Source organism: Limnoraphis robusta CS-951 (genome assembly GCF_000972705.2).
Window position 1 is genome coordinate 1 of record NZ_LATL02000242.1, and the last position, 18,173, is coordinate 18,173.

The window sequence follows — 18,173 nt, forward strand, 5'->3', positions numbered from 1 at the left end:
GGTTCATATAGGTTATTGATAACAGACATATATTGGCATAGAACCCGCCCCTACGCTGACTGGTGACTTACTTTGTGTCTTAGTGTCTTGGTGGTGAATTTCCCCATCAACAAGCTTTGTGTCTTGGTGTCTTGGTGGTGAATTTCCCCATCAACCCAATGATATCATACATCTTAGTTATGTTATCATTATTGAACGAACAAGACATAAAAATAAGCAATAAATTCTGAAATTACAGTCCGAAATCCCTCACTAGAAAGCCACCATTTTTCAGCATTATAGTCTTCAGATTTAATAGAAACAATCCCAACTTCAATCTCAGGATAAAGAGATTTTTTAAAAATCATCCAACTGCGACGGGCATGAGGCCCTAATGAGAAAAGATTAATAGATTTAATGTTTAAATCCGAAGTTTGTAGCCAGTCTCGCAGCGCCATAGCGGTGGTATCTGTACGGTTGCGAAGGGTTTTAGAGGCGGGAACGGCAATCACTTGAGTTTCATCTAAACCCAGTTTAATAAAAGTGGCTGCGGTGAGGTTAGCAAAGTCTTTGTATTCGGCTAAATAGTATCCTTTTGACAGAGGAACTCCCGTCGTGATAATTTTTTGATAAGAGCCTTTTTCAAATTCGACTAAAGCCGCTTTTATGGCATAATCCGGCATCCATCCTTCAATCACTAAAGCATCAGCTTGGATGGCAGCGTTAACGGCGAGAAAAGGATAGAGATTGAAAAATGAAATCAGAGTCATTGTCATCAAAAACAACAAGGTAAGAACCCACCCTTTGAGGGTGAGTGTCCAAATTTCTTGACGCTGAACTAGGTGTAATTTCTGAAGTTTTTTGCAGTTAAACAGAGAGAACATTCTACTCAATTCAGCGAGAGGAGTTTAGGCTTTAGCACGTTGGGCGTGGAGATAGTCAAATACACTTTTATCTCCGATATCGTCGGGGATGGCTTGAAAAGCTTTACGCAGGGCAAAAATAATAAATTGAATGGCCCAGAAAAACAGTAAAAACTTTTGATTCATCACCGACCAAATTCCCGCAATAAATCCTAACAAAAGTAATGGCACTAAAGGGGTTAATAGCTTAGTTTCTAAACGGTTAAAACAAAATGCTTCTTTGAAGTAAATTCCGGTGACAGCCGCGAAGGTAAAGCCAATTCCCAGTAAACTTAAAGGTTGATGGTAAACGGTTAGGGCTAAGGGTTCAGGACTTTGGAAAGCTAAAACAGCAGCCGTTACCCCACCAATCAACCAAAAAAGTTGTAAAACTCGGTGTAAAATGGCGAGATAGATATGAATCGTGAATAAGCTGACACCCAGGCTTAACCAAAAACAAAAATAAAGCGGGGTTAAGGCTTGTAGGACAAGGGGGTTAGTAGGTTGCCATAATATTAACCCTGTGCCTACAGCAAAGCATAGGGCTGCTATCATTAAGCCAGTACGGTAAATAATGACACCGATACGATCGCGATCGGTAATGGTAAATTCGCCGAACTGCCCTTGATAGACTTCTGGTTTTAATGAGTGCAGTTGTTGTGTCATCGTTGTCTCCTACTGGTTAATGGTTCCAGTCGTCATATCACAATATACTCAGTCACTCAATTTGTGTCAGGTGAGAATATAATGTCTAAATCTTATCAGAAAAATAGAAAACTTCAGCTACCGCTTGAACCCGAAGAAATGCAACCGATTCAAATAGATGAGACCATTTTAACAGGATCGAACAATAGAAGTAAAGGAAACTCGCAACAACATTTAATGTTGTCAATGGAAAACGTTCTCGAACAAATGGAGACGTTAGGATTACTCGATCCTGACAAATTGATGCAAGAATTCGGAGAGGTTGATCGAGAAGAATTTGAAGCGAGAGTCGAAAAGATTCTAGGAACTAAAGAACTTGATGTAGATGAAGCCAACTTGAGTCGATATCTAAAATATCTCAAAAAACATCTTCAAAAGCCTTGTTATTTGACGGGAACTGAAGAATTTTTGTGGGAAGAAGATTATCTATTTGGAGAAGGTTCTCAAACGAAGTATGAAAAACTCAAAAAAACTCAACCGTCTTACACCGATGTTTTTATGTTGGGTAAATTTGGAGAGAAGTTTTCAGAAGTCGATGGTTTGTTAGTGGAAGTTCAACGGGTTAGTGATCAAAAAACATTTATTCTGCCGTTGGCTGATTTAGAAGTCACGGATGAAAATTCTCCCAACTATGAACTGGTGGAAGATTATTTGATGTGGTTCTTGAACTATATGTAAATAGGTAGAGATGCACGACTTTTTGATGGGGTAAACTAACCACGATCGACACAAAGACACGAAGATTAATTCTTGCGTTTTCTTTGTGTCTCGATGGTTTTTCTTCTCTAAGCTGGAACACCCGCAGGGTTAACGGTTGCTAAGGCTTCGACTAAACTCCGAACCGCCGCAACCATTGCAACTTCATCATTCAGGCGGTTGATAGCCGAACCGACACCAATACCGGAAGCCCCGGCTGCAATAGCTAGGGGTGCGGTGACGTTAGAAAGTCCAGACGCACACAACAGGGGGACGGATACCACCCGAGAAATTTCATAGGCTGCGGCTAGCGTGGGAGACGCTTTTTCAATTAAACCCAAGGTACCCGGATGAACGGGTTGGGAACTGGTACCGCCTTCGGTTTGGATGATGTCAGCGCCCGCTTCCACTAAGTCTAGGGCGAGTTGAACTTGTTGATCGAGTGAGAGAATGTGGGGAACGGTTACAGACAGGGTAATATGGGGGAGAAGCTGTCTGGTTTGTTCGGTGAGTCTTAACACGTCTTCAGCCTCAAACCGCAGTCCTTGGGCGTAAAACGCATCAAAGTTCCCAATTTCAATTAAATCAGCACCCGCCTCCACGCAGGGAACAAATTTAGCGGCTTCAACGGCTGAAACGCAGATGGGGAGATGAGTTAAATTCCGCACCATCCGTACCAAATTGACATCCGCCGCGATATCAACAAAGGTTGCACCCCCTTGAGTCGCTGCTTTCACTGTAGCTGCAACCCGTTGGATATCAAAGTTCATCAAGCCGCTAATCACCTTCAGGGCTTTACCTTGGTTGAGAGCTTGTTTCACTGTAGAATTGTTGAGCATATTGATACCTCAGCCTAAACTTTCGTAGAATTCATTGTTACATAGTTTCGGCTCACAACAGATATTTGTGATACAGAGAAATTTTTGATGGAGTTAACGGGGTTAGCTTCTCGATTTATTCTTTGAAATGATAACGCCTCGGTTGACGAAAGTTGTAAATATCTGCAATGACTTGTACCCAACTCTCGCTCAAAGAGTCTAAAATCTGTTCACCTTTTTCTGGTGTTGCAACGGTTGCATCTCCTAAAACCCCGCTTTTGCTTAAATCTCGTGTTACCCAAGCAAACGGCAATTTTCCCTCCATACTCAGCATACTATTTTCTGGTAAATCGTGAGGATATTCACAAACGACTTTATTTGTTCTTACTTGTTCGGGAAAAATTGACAGCATGACACTGGTTTCTGCATCTCCGGCGTGTATTCCATATTCTAACTCTTTTGGGGTTAATAATTCGGTTGCTGCATTCGGAACTCGCCAGACAAATAAGGGAAAAATCATAAAATCTTCATACTTTTGATGCAAATCTCGCGCCACCATCTCTAAAATTTGCGGTTGTCCTCCGTGAGCATTAATAAACACTAATTTCCTAAATCCGGCTCGATAAATACTTTCTGCCATTTCGATTAATACCAGAGAAAGGGTGTTACTGCTCAGGGTGATTGTACCGGGAAAATGCCAATGTTCGTTCGATTTGCCATAATATAATGTGGGCAGGGCATAGGCGGGAATATTAGGATTAAGTTTGGCTAAAGCTTGACCTGTTACCGCCGTTGCAATGGCAGAATCAACGATTAAAGGTAAATGGGGGCCATGTTGTTCTATCGAACCAATTGGTTGAATAATCACTACATTTTCTTGATCGGACATTTCGTTTATTTCTGTCCAGGTTAAGTAGGGGAAAAAACGTTCAGGCGGAATAAAGTTGTGCATCATTACTGAGAATTTATTGGTGGATATTTCAGGAGATTTTTGTTATTGTCTATGATAGTATAAACCCGGTTAAATCTCAACAGGAAAGGATTACAATATGGCTTACAGCGATTTTACACTCAACACAGTGATTAAACAGTTTAACTTGCAACTCTCCGAACAGTTACATTTATTCAGCAATACTCCTGAGTTAGAATCTAGTCAATACTTGAGAGACACTTTAGAATATAATATTCCGTTAGCCCTAGCGAGTAACAGCGAAAAAGCCCGTTCAGAGATGATTATTGCTCCAGTTATCATTGAACTGAGAAAACAGTTAAATTCTCAAATTAGCTTATTTTCAGGAATAGAATTTAATGTTGATGAAGAACAAGGTTTAAAAGGAATCTGTGCTTTTTTAATGAGTCGTTCTCCTGAACTTTTGATGATTAAGGCTCCGGTTATTCTGATCGTGGAAGCTAAAAAAGAAAATTTGAATGCAGGTTTAGGTCAATGTATTGCTGAAATGGTTGCAGCTCAATTTTTTAATGAAAAAGAAGAAAATCAGATTAAAACGATTTTTGGAGCCGTCACAACAGGAAGTGCTTGGAAGTTTATTCGACTCCAAAATCATACAGTAGAAATTGATTTAGTAGAATATTTCGTCAGTAATGTTAACAAAATATTAGGAATTTTATCTGATGGTATTTTTGAGAAAATATCTGATAAGCTAGAATCAACCTGATCAAGTATAATCTGAGTTATGGAAGAAATTCTCACACTGAAGGAACTCCTCCTCAAAAGTGACATAGGTTCACTGGCTATTGTTAATGAACGAGAAGAAATGAGTAGAGATGACATCATCAAGCTCTACAGTTGATCTCAACCAAGAACTGATGGAAAGAATACACTATATGTCAAAAATATGGAATAATGATCAAAACAGCAATCTGTTGAGTCAGGAGATTTGATAAAATGATGAATCAGAATAAGTTAGTGTGGAGGTAAATGTGTTTAAATTTAAACCTCTTGAAGTTGGAACTCGATTGTCTGTGGTGTTTGCTTTGGGTTTAGGAGTCTCTAATTGTTCGGTACTTGAAACGATGCTACCTCCGGTTTCTGAGTCCCTCCCCCAACCGACTTCCTCACCGCAAGTTAAAGATTATCGTACCTTTGCGGATTGGTGTTCGAGTCGTGAAAGTTTGGCTTTAGAGGCTCAACAAACGGTTAATATTTTGTTACAAGTTGCTGGGGTAACGGATTGTAAATTAGCTCAAAAAAGTCTCTTGGAAGTCACAGAACTTGATCTCAGTCGGAGCAAAATTAGTGATCTTTCTCCGTTAATCACATTATCTCATATTACCCGTCTTAACCTCAGTGAAAATCAAATCACAGACTTAACTCATGTATCGACTTTAACCAATTTAACACGACTTAATCTTAGTAGTAATCTCATTCAAGATTTAAGTCCTCTGACTGACTTACCGAATCTTCAAATTTTACTTCTTTACAAAAATCAGATTGAAGATATCAGTCCTCTTTCTAACCTATCAGGATTAACTGAACTCAGTTTAGATAGTAATCAAATTAGCGATATTAGCCCCCTTTCTGAACTCAATAAGTTAACGATTTTGAGTCTCAGTGAAAATCAAATTAAAGATTTAAGTGTGATTGCTAATCTCGATAATTTAACTCAACTCAGTTTAAATGGAAATAAAATTAGTAATCTAACTGATTTATCCGAACTTCATAATTTAACGCAATTAAATTTAAAAGCCAACCAAATTGAAGATCTAAATTATTTGTCTAATCTCAGCAATTTAAAAGAACTCAACCTCGATAGCAATAAACTGATTGATTTAACGGATTTATCCTCACTCACCCAACTCGAAGTCTTAAGTGTGAGTGAAAACCAAATCACTAATATTCAACCCCTTTCTAGTTTAAAAGACTTGCAAACCTTACAACTGAGAAGTAATCAAGTCTCGGATATAAAACCGTTAAGTTCACTCACAAACTTAACAGAAGATTTGAACTTAATTGATAATCAAATTAGTGATATAAAACCTCTATCTGATCTCGAAAATATCACTCGAATCGGCTTAAGTAAAAACGAAATTAGCGATCTCAAACCCCTTTCTGATTTAACAAAACTGGTGATATTGTATTTAGATGAAAATAAGATTACCGATGTCAAACCCTTAGCTAATTTAACCAGTTTAACTGAACTCAACCTCTGGAACAATCAAATTAAAAATATAGAATCACTTTCTCCCTTAAAAAATCTCACTTATTTGGGTTTACAAGAAAATCCCATCGAAAAGAAAGAATGTCCAGTTACACCCAAATCAGTCTGTCAATTCTAAAACCGTAATTTAAACCGTTTGCGATCGCTAGAATACACGAATCACGTACCTTGATTCATCAGTCAAGGTTTTTTGCGTATACAGGTATACAGAATTTAAAAAAAATCTACCTTTAGTTATACTTTTAGTTACACCAAATATAGCGCAAAAATTTTAGTTTGTCAACGACTATCACTAAATATGGATTATGCAGTACATTGGAAAAATGTCATTAAATTGAAGAAGTTTGAGTATGCAGACCCTATACCCAACGGCCATTCCCTCAACAAAGAGCGAAATTCAAGTGATCCGGCGAGATGGATCACGAGCCGACTTGGACATCTCAAAAATCCGTAAAGTCGTGAATTGGGCTTGTGAGAGCTTAGACGCCAACCCGATCACCCTAGAAGCCGGGTTAACCACTCGTCTGCGAGATGGGGTGACAACCCGAGAAATTCAAGACAACCTGATCAACTGTGCGTTAGAGTTGTGTAGCCCCTCAGAACCCGACTGGCGTTATGTAGCGGGGAGGTTGCACATCTGGAGTTTGTGGAAAGATACACTCGCCCACCGAGGCTATCGCTACGAAGACTATGCCCGCACCGTTGAATCAAAAGTCAAGCATCACGAATATGATTCAAGAATATTAACTTACACCAAAGAAGAACTGCAACAAGCCGGAACTTGGATCGATCCAGAATGGGATAAAGATTATGATTATGCCGGGGCGGTGTTGTTGACAAAGCGCTATTTGTTGACGGACGAATTGCCGCAAGAAGCCTTATTAACCTGTGCGTTGCTGTTAGCTGTCGTAGAAAAACCAGAAAAGCGATTATTTTGGGCGAGACAATTTTATGAAGCGATCGCCAAGCGGAAAATTTCCTTAGCTACGCCAATTTTAGGCAATCTCAGAATTCCTAAAGGTTCTCTCAGTAGCTGTTTTATTACCAGCATGGATGATAACTTAGAGAGTATTTTTGATACCATCAAAGATGCCGCTAGAATCTCTAAAAATGGTGGTGGTGTTGGTACAAATGTCAGCCGAGTTCGTGCGACTGGAAGTTGGGTAATGGGTAAAGCAAATACTTCGGGAGGGGTGATTCCTTGGATTAAATTATTAAATGATACCGCGATCGCAGTGAATCAAGGCGGACGTCGAGCCGGGGCTATTACAATTAGCTTAGATGTTTGGCATTTAGATGTGCCAGAATTTCTAGAAATGCAAACGGAAAATGGTTAATATTAGCCCTTTATATCAGTAATGATATAAATGCACCTCCTGAATTGCTGGGAAACCCTAAAGCTGTTTTAACGACAACATAACTAGAAATAGTCAGTGTGAACGTTTAAAAATAAAACAGATGAAACAATGGGCAATCAGCAGCCGAGATTCTGTTAAATGGATCGGGTTCAACGACTATTCCAAACGGAAGTACACTCAAGCGAGTGGAAGTAGGAGGTATCCTGTAGTAAAATCTCAAAATTCTTACAGGATAAAGATATAGTCTGGTCTTACATGAAAGTGTAAGTTGTCTTCAATGTCTCAGTTCTACCTTTACAAAATTACGACTCCTAACCAAAAAATTTACATTGGAGTTACCGATAACCCTCAAGAAAGATGGAGTCATCATTGTAATCCATCTTCAAAATATAGAAGTGCTATCGGTGCTGCAATTCAAAAATATGGCAAGGAAAATGTACAATTTGAAATTCTCCAAGCCTTTGACTCCGAGGAAGATGCTTTAAAAGCTGAAGCCAAAATAGTTGACAAAGAGTTTGTAAAAAGTAAAAACACTTACAATCTTTGTCTGGGCGGTGGTAAACCTCCTAAAATAAAACCTCGTGCTAAAGCTATAGAGATTAACGGAATCATTTATTCCTCAATTTCTGAAGCAGCTATCTGTTTAGGGTACACGAGAAATAAACTTGATCGAAGAGTTAAATTAAATCTTATTGATTATCAATGGGTTGAACAACCTTCAAACAAAGGTCAAGGTGAAACAGAAAGAAAAAATTTGGTTAGGAATCCCAAGGTAGTTCACTTTAATAATGAGACATTTTCTTCCTATAAACAAGCCTGCAAAAAGTATAATCTTACCAGAGATGAACTTTTAAATACCAGGAATAAGTTAGGAAGAGATCATGTAACTCTAGAAGAAGTTTTGCGTTTTAGAATTGGTAGAAAACCCATAGAAATTGACGGAGTTTTATACAGTTCTCGGACAGAAGCCCAAGAAAAAACGGGTCTATCAATGTATAAAATTTTGGAAATTGCTAAAGGTGCTTCTAGCCAAAATCTAAACAAGAAACAAGTCGCAATGATTTGTCTGGAAACCCATAAAGTGCTAGATATTTTTGAAAGCATGACTCAAGCCGCAAAATTTGTTAAAGCTGCTTCAGCTTCAAAAATTTGTATGTGTTGTAAAGGTCAAAGACAAAAAGCATACGGCTACATTTGGAGTTACTGGGAAGACAGTCTTGATGTCGCGAATCAAGATGAACATTAACGGATCAACGTCGTAAAGCTTATGATATTTTTCCCCAATTAGTGATACCTGATGAGTTTATGCGTCGGGTGATTGCTAAAGAAGAATGGACGCTGGTTGACCCTTATGAAGTGCGAACAAAATTAGGAATAGAACTGGCAGAATTGTGGGGTGAAAAGTTTGAGTTTGCTTATCAAGAAATTGAAGAAAACTTAGACAAAACCTTAACACTCTACAAGAAAATCAATGCTAGAGAACTGTTTAAAACCATGATGCGATCGCAAGTTGAAACCGGGATGCCCTATCTCTGGTTTAAAGATACTTCAAATCGCGCTAATCCTAATTCCCATGAAGGGTATATTCCAGGGGGTAATTTATGTCAGGAAAGTTGGTCAAATGTTTCTCCAGGAAAAGAAGCCCATACTTGCAACTTAAATAGTTTAAACTTAGCCTATCTGGAGGAGGAAGAATTAGCAGAAATTTGTGAAATTGCGGTGCGTTTACTAGATAACACCATTGAGTTAACTTGTCCTCCCTTTGAAGACAGCAAAATTCACAATATCAAATACCGAACCATCGGTGTAGGGGCGATGGGATTAGCCGATTGGTTAGCCAAAAACAAACGTTCTTATCAAGATTTAGACACCATTAGTCATCTGTTTGAAGATATTGGCTATTACTGCACAAAAACCTCAATGGAATTAGCAAAAGAAAGGGGTGCTTATCCTGCTTTTGCAGGCAGTTCTTGGAGTGAAGGAAAGTTAATCGGGGCGAAACCTGTAGAATGGTTTTTGGAGAATGCCCACAGAAAAGAACGTTGGCAACAATTGAGTTTAGATATCCAAAAATACGGCATTAGAAACTCTCATATTACCGCCATTGCCCCCAATACTTCCTCATCCTTAGTTCAAGGCTGTACCGCCAGTATTTTACCCTGTTATAGTCGCTTTTTCTATGACAAATGGGCAAAAGGAACTGTCCCAATCGCACCGCCCTTTATCCGAGATTATTTCTGGTTTTACCCCGAGAATAAAACCCTTAACCAACAAACTGTTGTGAAAGCCGTCGCCACCATTCAAAAATGGATTGATACGGGAATTTCAATGGAGTTGATTTTTAACTTAAATCAAGGGGTTTATTTTCCTGATGAACCCGAACGTTGCATCAAAGCTAAAGATATTTTTGAAACTTTAGTTCTGGCGTGGCAAGAAGGCTGTAAAGCGATCTATTATATTAGAACGGTACAGCGTGACAGCTTCAAAGAAGCCGATGAAACCTGCGCCGCTTGTGCAAATTAGTCACAAGATTAGTCGTTAGTTGTAAAACAGGTTATTTCAACTCAAACAGCTAACGGCGATTCACTCAAACCTATCAACTCGAACATCACTCAAATTTACTCACAAACCATGACAACAACCCTAGACGCTTTCAACAGCAAATCCACCTCAAAAATGCCCATTAATCCGATCTTTAACCCGGATGGGAATGATCATGTCGAAAACCGTTCGATTTGGTTTGGAGACACAACCAACCTCATGCAATTAAATGATGTCCGATACCCTTGGGCAGTTGGTTTGTACAAACAAATGCGCGAAAACTTCTGGGTTAATTAAAGGGCAGCCCAGACTAAATCCCTTGAAAACGGTGGAACTCTGTAGGTCTATTCCGAAATAAAACTTGTTATAATTGGGAAAAGCTATTGCAATATGTAGCAAATGGAAGTCAAGACTTGCACAAAATGTAGTGTTACTAAACCGATTTCTGAGTTTCATAAAGATGGCAGACTGAAAAGCGGAAGAGCGGCAAGATGCAAAACCTGTACTTGTAAGTACAAAAAAGAATACTACGCATCAAGTCGAGGCAAAGCAACAGTCAAAGCTTATGTTGAAAGAAACCAAGAAAAAATATCCGCTTATAATAGGCAATACCTTCAACAATATAGGGATGCTCAGTTTAAAAATAAAAGAAAACTTGAGTTTTGTCTTTATAAAGGAGGGCGCTGTGTGGAATGCGGATTTGTAGCATCAGAAGAAACCATAGCAGCTTTTGACTTCCATCACATCAATCCAGAGGAAAAGGAGTACACTCCATCCGATATGTTGATGTTAAAGAAAAAGAAAGTTTTTGAGGAATTAGACAAGTGCGTTCTTTTGTGTTCTAACTGCCATAGAATTCTGCACCACAGACAATACCGTGCCAAGCTCGCAAAAAACGAGAAGGTGTAGAGACTAACCCGAATTGGGTGTAGGCTGTAAGCGATTGACAGTCGAAGCGGGGGACATCTAAATATTTAGATGATGATATAGTCCGATCTGTATGGTGACATACAGCAGCTTGAATAAAGCGGGTAAAGCAAAAGCGAACTTTACCGAACACAATGACCCGAAAAATTAGACATTACTCAAGATGTGGTTGATTATGGGAATTTAACCACAGATGAACGTCGGGCATTTGATGGAATTTTATCTTACTTGACGTTTTTAGATTCCATTCAAACCTGCAATATTCCACACCTCAAAAGTAGTGTAACTGCGCCCGAAATTAGTTTGTGTATGGCTGAACAAGTGTCTCAAGAAGCCATGCACAACCAAAGCTATCAATACATGATCGAAACGATTATTCCCCCAGATCGCCGAACTTTTGTTTATGAATTTTGGCGCACAGATGCCGTCTTACGCGATCGCTGTGAATTCATTGCCCGATTCTATCAAAACTACATCGATAATCCCACCTCTGAGAACTATTTTGTCGCTTTACTCGCCGACTTTTTACTCGAAGGACTCTACTTTTATAATGGGTTTATCTATTTCTATAACTTAGCTTCCCGAATGTTAATGCCAGGATCAGCAGATATTTTCAAAATGATCAACCGGGATGAACTTTCTCATGTGCGTTTGTTCCAAAAATTAATTCCCGAAGCCAGACAAATCTTTTCCCATTCCGTCGAACAAATTTATGAAATGTTTGACACCGCAGTACAACATGAATGTCGCTGGACAAATCACATTGTCGGTAATAATATATTAGGAATTACCGATACCAGCACCGAACAATACACCAAATATCTCGCCAATGCTCGATTACGTTCAATTGGTTTAAAACCCCTCTATACTGAACCTCGATACAACAAAAGTCCCTACAGTCATCTCGAACGATTTTCAGATACCAAAAAAGAAGCCCATACCAAAGCTAACTTCTTTGAAGCCAGTGTCACCAGTTATGTCATGTCTTCCGGAGTAGGCGGTTGGGATGAAATTTAACTGAAATCTAATCCTTTTGGATGAAGACATAAAGGGCTTCTTTAGTTCAAAATACGATCAAAGGTTGATTGAGTTCCCCCTATGATCCCCTGGTATTCGTACTGGGGGAGTTTTATTTAGATTAGGCCACCGTTGTCGAATGATCCGCAGTTTGAATGAGAATCTCTTCCACTTGAGTCGGTGTCAAATTTGGGTTCCCTTGCAACATCAACGCCACCACTCCCGAAACGTGTGGCGTCGCCATAGAGGTTCCTGAAAAGAATCGATAGGGAATTGTAGAGGATGCTAGCGGTACCGTTGAATAAATATCCCCAACATCTGAAAAACCGCCATCTCCTCCCGGTGCAACCACATAATCAAGCGGTAAAATTCCAGCCCTATTTGAGAAATTTGAAAGTCGATTATTGTCATCAACAGATCCGACTGCAATGCCAAATTGATTCGCAAAACGTGCGGGATAGGAAGGAAAAGTTAGACTTTCATTTCCCGCCGCAACCACCACCACAACCCCCTGTTGAACCGCCCAACTAATCGTATCTAAAACCTCACTGACATAATCATTTCCGCCTAAACTAAGATTAATCACATCTGCCCCATTTTCAACCGCATAACGAATCCCTGCTAAAGCTTCACTAACCTTACCAAACCCATTCTCATCTAACACCCGTACAGGCATAATTTCAGCGTTCGGAGCAACCCCTGTAATTCCCACTCCATCAATCGTTGCGGCGATAATTCCAGCCACATGAGTCCCATGATTATTAAAATCCATCGGCTGATTATCTTGATTGACAAAATCCCAACCTCGACTATCATCTACATAGCCATTATTATCATCATCAATACCATTATTCGCAATTTCATCCTGATTACTCCAAATATTAGCAAACAGATCAGGATGATTGTAATCAACCCCACTATCAATCACCGCAACAACCACATTTTCTCCCGTTATTCCCTGCGTCCAAACTTCCGGCGCATCAATTAAATCACGTCCCCAGTCATTTCCGCCTAAGTCTGGAATCTCTGGAAATTCAGGCACTCCAATACTCTGAGAAACCGCCGCAGAAGCATCCACTAAACCATAGCCAAAACGGCTATCATAACTTTCAAGGATCACCGAATTTTTTAATTGTTGATTGGCGGTTGCTGAGATGTTTAGATTATAACCCGTCTCGCCCTCATATTGATAAACAACAACGTAATAAGTTCCCGCAGGTAAAGCATTATTCGAGATAGATTCAGGAAAATCATAAGGCTGTTGAGAGCTATTAATAATATCCGTAATATCAACCTCTTGATTGTTATTAATATCTTGCAAAAGTGCCACATCTGCATCGGCACTCAAACCCTCAAGAACAATATTAATATCGCTATCAACATCAAGATGAAAACGATAAATATCCTGCGGTGCTAAATCTCCCACAAATTCACTGACGGTAACGCTTCCTAATGTTCCTAAGTCAGTGGCTAAACTTAAAGGAGAATCTGAGGCGGTAGCAGTGGCAATAAAACGAGCATTTAATTGTGTCGGTATAACGCCCAAAACAGAAGCCAATGTGATATTAGATTGGCGATTGATAATCAAAGTATTAATTTCCCCAGTTTCCGTAAAAACAGGTTCAAGAAGAAGATTAGATTCGGGTAAATCATCCGGTAATTTAATCCAATCGGATACCGGATCAAAATCGACAATCAAATCCGCAAAAACCCTTAAATTAGCAGCAGTTTCATCCATTAAAACCAGAGTATCTTCTCCTAAACCCCCCAGCAGAAAATCTATCCCCACACCCCCCTCTAATAAATCATTTCCTTCTTGCCCAACGATAAAATCATCCCCTAAACCCCCGATTAATGTATCATTACCCGAATCACCCGAAAGTTGATCATTTCCCCCATTCCCACTGAGAAGATCCTCTCCTTCTCCACCCAGCAACGTCTCATTAAAATCACTCCCAAACAGGTTATCATTTCCCGTATTACTCTGTTGAAACTCTAGAACCGTTGAACTCGCGAACCGATGAGAATCATCAGAATATAAATCAGAAGAAACCATCAATGGATTGGCTCTGTCTTCTAAAACAAAGCCATCTTCGAGGAAATTAAACATGAGATTATCCTAACTCGTTAATGGGGAAGTTCTATGGATTTTCTGGAATATAGCGAATGCTTCCGAATAAATACAGGAAAGTCATGCCTCAAACACCCAGAAGTGAAGATTTATACTCACTTCCTCACCCAATCATCCGCTCAGATTTGATAGAGATAAACACTTAGGCTGTTTTTAAATCTAAGTTCTCACTCACAACTCGATCAACAACAGCCTATCTATTTCTATTTTAAAAACGAGGTGAACAGTTAGATCAATAATTCTAAAAACCGTCCTTTTCATTCCACTGTAGAATTTCTATGGATTGCTATAAAACTCATTGCCACTGGATGAGACGAGCCTTAGAACTCGCTGAAGCCGCAGGAGTTGCAGGGGAAGTCCCCGTCGGTGCCGTGATCATTGATCCTCAAGGTCAGTTCCTCGCAGAAGCAGAAAATCGACGAGAACGCGACTGTGATCCGACCGCTCATGCAGAGATTTTAGCATTGCGAAGGGCAGGCCAAACGTTAAAAAATTGGCATCTCAACCAATGTACTCTCTATGTTACCCTGGAGCCTTGCCCAATGTGTGCCGGAGCCATTGTGCAAGCCCGAATTCACCTACTCGTCTATGGAGTAGACGATCCAAAGACTGGTACAATTCGCACAGTTGCCAATATTCCTGACAGTGCCTATTCCTTCCACCGTCTGCTGGTGTTAGGGGGCATTTTGGAGTCTGCTTGTCGGCAACAATTACAATCGTGGTTCGCCCAACGCCGTTAGTATCATTTCACGGTAAAAGGTTAAAAAAAGATTAATCAAAGGCTCAACTCTCAAAGCTGTACTTGTAGCTGCCACCCCATCTTCTAACAAAAGACAGTGTGAGAAGTGTCATTCAGATGAACGACAGCAAGGGGTAAAAATTATACCTTAGAGTCTAGAAGTCGATCCAATACTGAAGCACTTATGATGACACTTGACTTAAAAGAATCACGCCTCGAAATGCCAATCTCTCCAAAGGGAAAATTCACAATCTCTCGCGTCTCCCCCTGGTTAGCGAGTCTGGCTTATCCCCTTGGTCGTGCCTTGATTCTGCCCTCTTACTTCCGAAAAATAGAAGTCATCGGCCAAGAAAATCTTCCCAGAACCGGGCCAGTAATTCTCGCACCCACCCATCGTTCGCGTTGGGATGCTTTAATTATGCCTTACGCAACGGGCCGTTGTGTTTCAGGACGGGATTTACGATTTATGGTAACAGAAGACGAAATAAAAGGCCTACAGGGGTGGTTTATCCGTCGCTTAGGAGGATTTGCTGTTAACCCTCGACAACCCGGTTTAGCAACATTTCGGCACGGGGTAGAATTGCTGCGTCACGGCGAAATGATGGTGATTTTCCCAGAAGGCAATATTTTCCAAGATGATCAAGTTCATTGTCTCAAGCCCGGATTAGCCCGTTTAGCCCTACAAGCCGAAGCCAGTCAACCGAACCTCAACGTTCAAATTGTACCGATTTCCATTCATTACACGCCTCTGGTTCCTCGCTGGCGGTGTCGGGCGAGGGTTAATATCGGTTCTCCTTTAGCGGTGGCAAACTATTGTCAGGGTTCGTCGGCTAAACAAAATGCAAAACATCTAATTACCGACTTAACAACTGCTTTAACCGATCTTGATCAACGGTAAGATTATTATTCAAAATTGATCCTGTAGATCTTGTTTCCCTGAGTAACAATGGACTCTAGTTCTCCCTTTCAATCGGGTCAAATTGTCAGACTCGATCATCACCCTCATCATCTCTATGCAGAAGTCATTCAAGTCGTCAAAATCCGTGACGTTTGTTGGGTACGTCCATTAATGTTAGCCGAATTTTCACCGGAACACCATTCTAATGACCCACCTCAAACGTTATACGATTTACGAGACAGTTCCGACCTGATTTGGCCGCAAAAATTATTTCAACCTGCTTTAGATACCGAAGTGATTCCTTTGTTAGTTCAGTTAGACTCCACCGATGGAAAAAATACAATAACTTCTACAGGACATCAAAAACTCCAAGTCTTTATTCGTCAAGTTTGGCAAGCTTATCCTGATGTTTTCACCGGATAAAATCTATTCCGGTTCAATACAATTGCGATCGCTATTGTTGGGCTAATTGTTCGGCTTTCGGTTCATCGCTCTCAAGTTGAGACGCATCTGGCATTCAAGCGTCTAATTGTTGGGCTGTTAAGACCATTTCTTTGACCTCCACAATCCTGCTCAACTCTTTCTAACTCTCTATTATGTGCTAAGATGAGACTTTATAACCAATTTGTATTAACTCCAAGTCCGAATAAAAATTAGACTTTAAGGTTGATGAATTATACGATTAGCAATATTCTGGAGGATACAATGACAATTGCTCAAGATCTAGAAACACTCCAACATGAACCTGAATTTGAAGATATTGAATACCCCTCTGGTGATTTAGAAAGTCAGGAGCCACCCTTGGAAAGTTATTTACATCTACAACAACTCTTGCTGTTAATGACCTGTTTGGATTGGCTGTGGAAAGACAGAAATGATTATTTTGCTGCCGGAAATTTAACCATTTATTATAGCCCAGAACAACAGAAAACTCAAAACTTTCGAGGGCCGGATTTCTTCGTAGTATTAGACACAGAACGCAAACCTCGTCAAAGTTGGGTCGTTTGGGAAGAAGGCGGAAAATACCCCAATTTTATTATCGAACTGTTATCAAAATCAACAGCCAACGTAGATCGAACAACGAAAAAAAAGATTTATCAAGATATCTTCCGAACCCCTGAATACTTTTGGTTTTCTCCCCATACATTAGAATTTCAAGGCTTTGAGTTACTGCGAGGAGAATATGAGCCAATTCTACCCAATGAACAGGGTAGACTTTGGAGTAAACAGTTACAACTCTTTCTAGGAGTTTATGAACAGAAATTGAGATTTTTTACAGCCGAGGGGATGTTAGTTCCAACTCCAGAAGAATCAGCCAAAACTGCTGAAGAATTAGCCCAAACCGAAAAACAACAACGAGAGGCTACACAACAGCAATTAGAAACTGCACAACAGCAACTAGAATTTGAACGCCAACAAAGGGAAAAGTTAGCCGCAAAACTGCGGGAATTAAATATTGATCCGGATACACTCTGAGTTGCATAAGTCACTCAACCCAAGACATCTATTAAATAGAAAAAAGATCTACCCCTAAAAATACTCCTATTTGGATCGGTTTTTGACAGAAGTTAAAGCCGATTTTAATAACTTTTCCCCAAGTCCTAAAGTTCTATCCTTGGCGAGGGCTGTGATGGTATCGTTGTGGAAAGTTTCTGATGGGGGGACTCAAGTATTGATGAATGTCTTTTATAATTCCCTACAACAAGGATACAGCGCTCACCGCAGCATTACAAATCGCTCAACAGGCTTTAATTACTAAAAATACCTCAATCGTTGAAAGTCAGCGATCGCCTGATGGTACAATTATTTTTGTTAGTTCTGAAATTGAACTCCCTGCTCATATTAGTAATAATCTTGATCATCCTTTTCCCTCGCCTTGTAGGAGAGGGCTAGGGAGAGGTTATCCTTTTCCCTCGCCTTGTAGGAGAGGGTTAGGGAGAGGTTATCCTGTTCCCTCGCCTTGTAGGAGAGGGTTAGGGAGAGGTTATTCTGTTCCCTCGCCTTGTAGGAGAGGGTTAGGGAGAGGTTATTCTGTTCCCTCTGTAACAGAGGGTTAGGGAGAGGTTATTCTGTTCCCTCGCCTTGTAGGAGAGGGTTAGGGAGAGGTTATTCTGTTCCCTCTGTAACAGAGGGCTAGGGAGAGGTTATTCTGTTCCCCCTGTAGGAGAGGGTTAGGGAGAGGTTATCCTTTTCCCTCGCCTTGTAGGAGAGGGTTAGGGAGAGGTTATCCTTTTCCCTCGCCTTGTAGGAGAGGGTTAGGGAGAGGTTATTCTGTTCCCTCTC

The 18,173-nt window shown here is 40.2% G+C and carries 17 protein-coding genes and 2 pseudogenes; 14 read left to right on the forward strand and 5 right to left on the reverse strand.

Annotated elements, in window-relative coordinates:
- Positions 1 to 188: 188 nt before the first annotated feature.
- On the reverse strand, positions 189 to 863 hold the full coding sequence (locus WN50_RS20660) for a YdcF family protein (protein ID WP_046277568.1): 675 nt from the start codon (positions 861 to 863) through the stop codon (positions 189 to 191).
- Between the two features lie 24 nt (positions 864 to 887).
- A complete protein-coding gene (locus WN50_RS20665) occupies positions 888 to 1,547 on the reverse strand; it encodes a DUF2301 domain-containing membrane protein (RefSeq protein WP_046277569.1) in 660 nt (219 codons plus the stop codon).
- An 81-nt stretch (positions 1,548 to 1,628) separates the two neighbouring features.
- Between WN50_RS20665 and WN50_RS20670 the strand changes: the two genes are divergently transcribed.
- Positions 1,629 to 2,264, forward strand: coding sequence for a hypothetical protein (locus WN50_RS20670; RefSeq protein ID WP_046277570.1), 636 nt, complete (start codon positions 1,629 to 1,631; stop codon positions 2,262 to 2,264).
- Between the two features lie 107 nt (positions 2,265 to 2,371).
- Here the strand turns inward: WN50_RS20670 and WN50_RS20675 are convergent, their stop codons facing one another.
- Positions 2,372 to 3,121, reverse strand: coding sequence for a DUF561 domain-containing protein (locus WN50_RS20675; protein WP_046277571.1), 750 nt, complete (start codon positions 3,119 to 3,121; stop codon positions 2,372 to 2,374).
- A 115-nt stretch (positions 3,122 to 3,236) separates the two neighbouring features.
- Positions 3,237 to 4,052 carry a creatininase family protein gene (locus WN50_RS20680; protein WP_082172507.1) on the reverse strand — a complete coding sequence of 272 codons (816 nt, stop codon included), beginning with the start codon at positions 4,050 to 4,052 and terminating at the stop codon, positions 3,237 to 3,239.
- Between the two features lie 97 nt (positions 4,053 to 4,149).
- Here WN50_RS20680 and WN50_RS20685 point away from each other — a divergent pair, with 97 nt between their 5' ends.
- The 8 genes and pseudogenes from WN50_RS20685 to WN50_RS20720 form a co-directional block, all read left to right on the forward strand.
- Complete coding sequence (locus WN50_RS20685; RefSeq protein ID WP_046277573.1) at positions 4,150 to 4,776, forward strand: hypothetical protein; 627 nt, start codon at positions 4,150 to 4,152, stop codon at positions 4,774 to 4,776.
- Between the two features lie 265 nt (positions 4,777 to 5,041).
- Positions 5,042 to 6,397 carry a leucine-rich repeat domain-containing protein gene (locus tag WN50_RS20690; protein ID WP_046277585.1) on the forward strand — a complete coding sequence of 452 codons (1,356 nt, stop codon included), beginning with the start codon at positions 5,042 to 5,044 and terminating at the stop codon, positions 6,395 to 6,397.
- Between the two features lie 232 nt (positions 6,398 to 6,629).
- Positions 6,630 to 7,616, forward strand: a complete 987-nt coding sequence (locus WN50_RS20695; protein ID WP_046277586.1) for a ribonucleotide reductase N-terminal alpha domain-containing protein — start codon at positions 6,630 to 6,632, stop codon at positions 7,614 to 7,616.
- Between the two features lie 298 nt (positions 7,617 to 7,914).
- Entirely contained in the window at positions 7,915 to 8,883 is a 969-nt protein-coding gene (locus WN50_RS20700) for a GIY-YIG nuclease family protein (protein WP_049560548.1), read from the forward strand.
- 14 nt (positions 8,884 to 8,897) lie between these two features.
- Positions 8,898 to 10,160, forward strand: a pseudogene (locus tag WN50_RS20705) (ribonucleoside-diphosphate reductase subunit alpha); the annotation flags it as partial.
- A 108-nt stretch (positions 10,161 to 10,268) separates the two neighbouring features.
- Entirely contained in the window at positions 10,269 to 10,475 is a 207-nt protein-coding gene (locus tag WN50_RS20710) for a ribonucleoside-diphosphate reductase (protein WP_235441047.1), read from the forward strand.
- A gap of 102 nt (positions 10,476 to 10,577) precedes the next feature.
- Positions 10,578 to 11,087 (forward strand): hypothetical protein, encoded by a 510-nt coding sequence (locus tag WN50_RS20715; RefSeq protein ID WP_049560551.1) that lies wholly within the window; start codon positions 10,578 to 10,580, stop codon positions 11,085 to 11,087.
- 168 nt (positions 11,088 to 11,255) lie between these two features.
- Positions 11,256 to 12,122 (forward strand): annotated as a pseudogene (locus WN50_RS20720) (ribonucleotide-diphosphate reductase subunit beta); the annotation flags it as partial.
- A gap of 121 nt (positions 12,123 to 12,243) precedes the next feature.
- Here WN50_RS20720 and WN50_RS20725 read toward each other — a convergent pair.
- Positions 12,244 to 14,232, reverse strand: coding sequence for a S8 family serine peptidase (locus WN50_RS20725; RefSeq protein WP_046277575.1), 1,989 nt, complete (start codon positions 14,230 to 14,232; stop codon positions 12,244 to 12,246).
- 299 nt (positions 14,233 to 14,531) lie between these two features.
- Here WN50_RS20725 and tadA point away from each other — a divergent pair, with 299 nt between their 5' ends.
- The 5 genes from tadA to WN50_RS35025 all read left to right on the forward strand — a co-directional run bounded on the left by tadA (position 14,532) and on the right by WN50_RS35025 (position 17,947).
- Positions 14,532 to 14,993 (forward strand): tRNA adenosine(34) deaminase TadA, encoded by a 462-nt coding sequence (gene tadA / locus WN50_RS20730; protein WP_046277576.1) that lies wholly within the window; start codon positions 14,532 to 14,534, stop codon positions 14,991 to 14,993.
- A gap of 183 nt (positions 14,994 to 15,176) precedes the next feature.
- Positions 15,177 to 15,890 carry a lysophospholipid acyltransferase family protein gene (locus tag WN50_RS20735; RefSeq protein ID WP_046277577.1) on the forward strand — a complete coding sequence of 238 codons (714 nt, stop codon included), beginning with the start codon at positions 15,177 to 15,179 and terminating at the stop codon, positions 15,888 to 15,890.
- 48 nt (positions 15,891 to 15,938) lie between these two features.
- On the forward strand, positions 15,939 to 16,313 hold the full coding sequence (locus tag WN50_RS20740) for a hypothetical protein (RefSeq protein WP_046277578.1): 375 nt from the start codon (positions 15,939 to 15,941) through the stop codon (positions 16,311 to 16,313).
- A 282-nt stretch (positions 16,314 to 16,595) separates the two neighbouring features.
- A complete protein-coding gene (locus WN50_RS20745) occupies positions 16,596 to 17,366 on the forward strand; it encodes a Uma2 family endonuclease (RefSeq protein ID WP_046277579.1) in 771 nt (256 codons plus the stop codon).
- Positions 17,367 to 17,569: 203 nt separating this feature from the next.
- A complete protein-coding gene (locus WN50_RS35025; protein ID WP_162490190.1) occupies positions 17,570 to 17,947 on the forward strand; it encodes a DUF5320 domain-containing protein in 378 nt (125 codons plus the stop codon).
- The last annotated feature ends 226 nt before the right edge of the window (positions 17,948 to 18,173 follow it).

Coding starts and splice junctions, on each gene's coding strand:
- WN50_RS20680 (WP_082172507.1), bottom strand. CDS start 4,052: ATGCACAACTTTATTCCGCCTGAACGTTTTTTCCCCTACTTAACCTGG.
- WN50_RS20700 (WP_049560548.1), top strand. CDS start 7,915: ATGTCTCAGTTCTACCTTTACAAAATTACGACTCCTAACCAAAAAATT.
- WN50_RS35025 (WP_162490190.1), top strand. CDS start 17,570: ATGTCTTTTATAATTCCCTACAACAAGGATACAGCGCTCACCGCAGCA.
- WN50_RS20695 (WP_046277586.1), top strand. CDS start 6,630: ATGCAGACCCTATACCCAACGGCCATTCCCTCAACAAAGAGCGAAATT.
- WN50_RS20660 (WP_046277568.1), bottom strand. CDS start 863: ATGTTCTCTCTGTTTAACTGCAAAAAACTTCAGAAATTACACCTAGTT.
- WN50_RS20710 (WP_235441047.1), top strand. CDS start 10,269: ATGACAACAACCCTAGACGCTTTCAACAGCAAATCCACCTCAAAAATG.
- WN50_RS20665 (WP_046277569.1), bottom strand. CDS start 1,547: ATGACACAACAACTGCACTCATTAAAACCAGAAGTCTATCAAGGGCAG.
- WN50_RS20675 (WP_046277571.1), bottom strand. CDS start 3,121: ATGCTCAACAATTCTACAGTGAAACAAGCTCTCAACCAAGGTAAAGCC.
- WN50_RS20745 (WP_046277579.1), top strand. CDS start 16,596: ATGACAATTGCTCAAGATCTAGAAACACTCCAACATGAACCTGAATTT.
- WN50_RS20685 (WP_046277573.1), top strand. CDS start 4,150: ATGGCTTACAGCGATTTTACACTCAACACAGTGATTAAACAGTTTAAC.
- WN50_RS20740 (WP_046277578.1), top strand. CDS start 15,939: ATGGACTCTAGTTCTCCCTTTCAATCGGGTCAAATTGTCAGACTCGAT.
- WN50_RS20715 (WP_049560551.1), top strand. CDS start 10,578: ATGGAAGTCAAGACTTGCACAAAATGTAGTGTTACTAAACCGATTTCT.
- WN50_RS20725 (WP_046277575.1), bottom strand. CDS start 14,232: ATGTTTAATTTCCTCGAAGATGGCTTTGTTTTAGAAGACAGAGCCAAT.
- WN50_RS20735 (WP_046277577.1), top strand. CDS start 15,177: ATGATGACACTTGACTTAAAAGAATCACGCCTCGAAATGCCAATCTCT.
- WN50_RS20670 (WP_046277570.1), top strand. CDS start 1,629: ATGTCTAAATCTTATCAGAAAAATAGAAAACTTCAGCTACCGCTTGAA.
- tadA (WP_046277576.1), top strand. CDS start 14,532: ATGGATTGCTATAAAACTCATTGCCACTGGATGAGACGAGCCTTAGAA.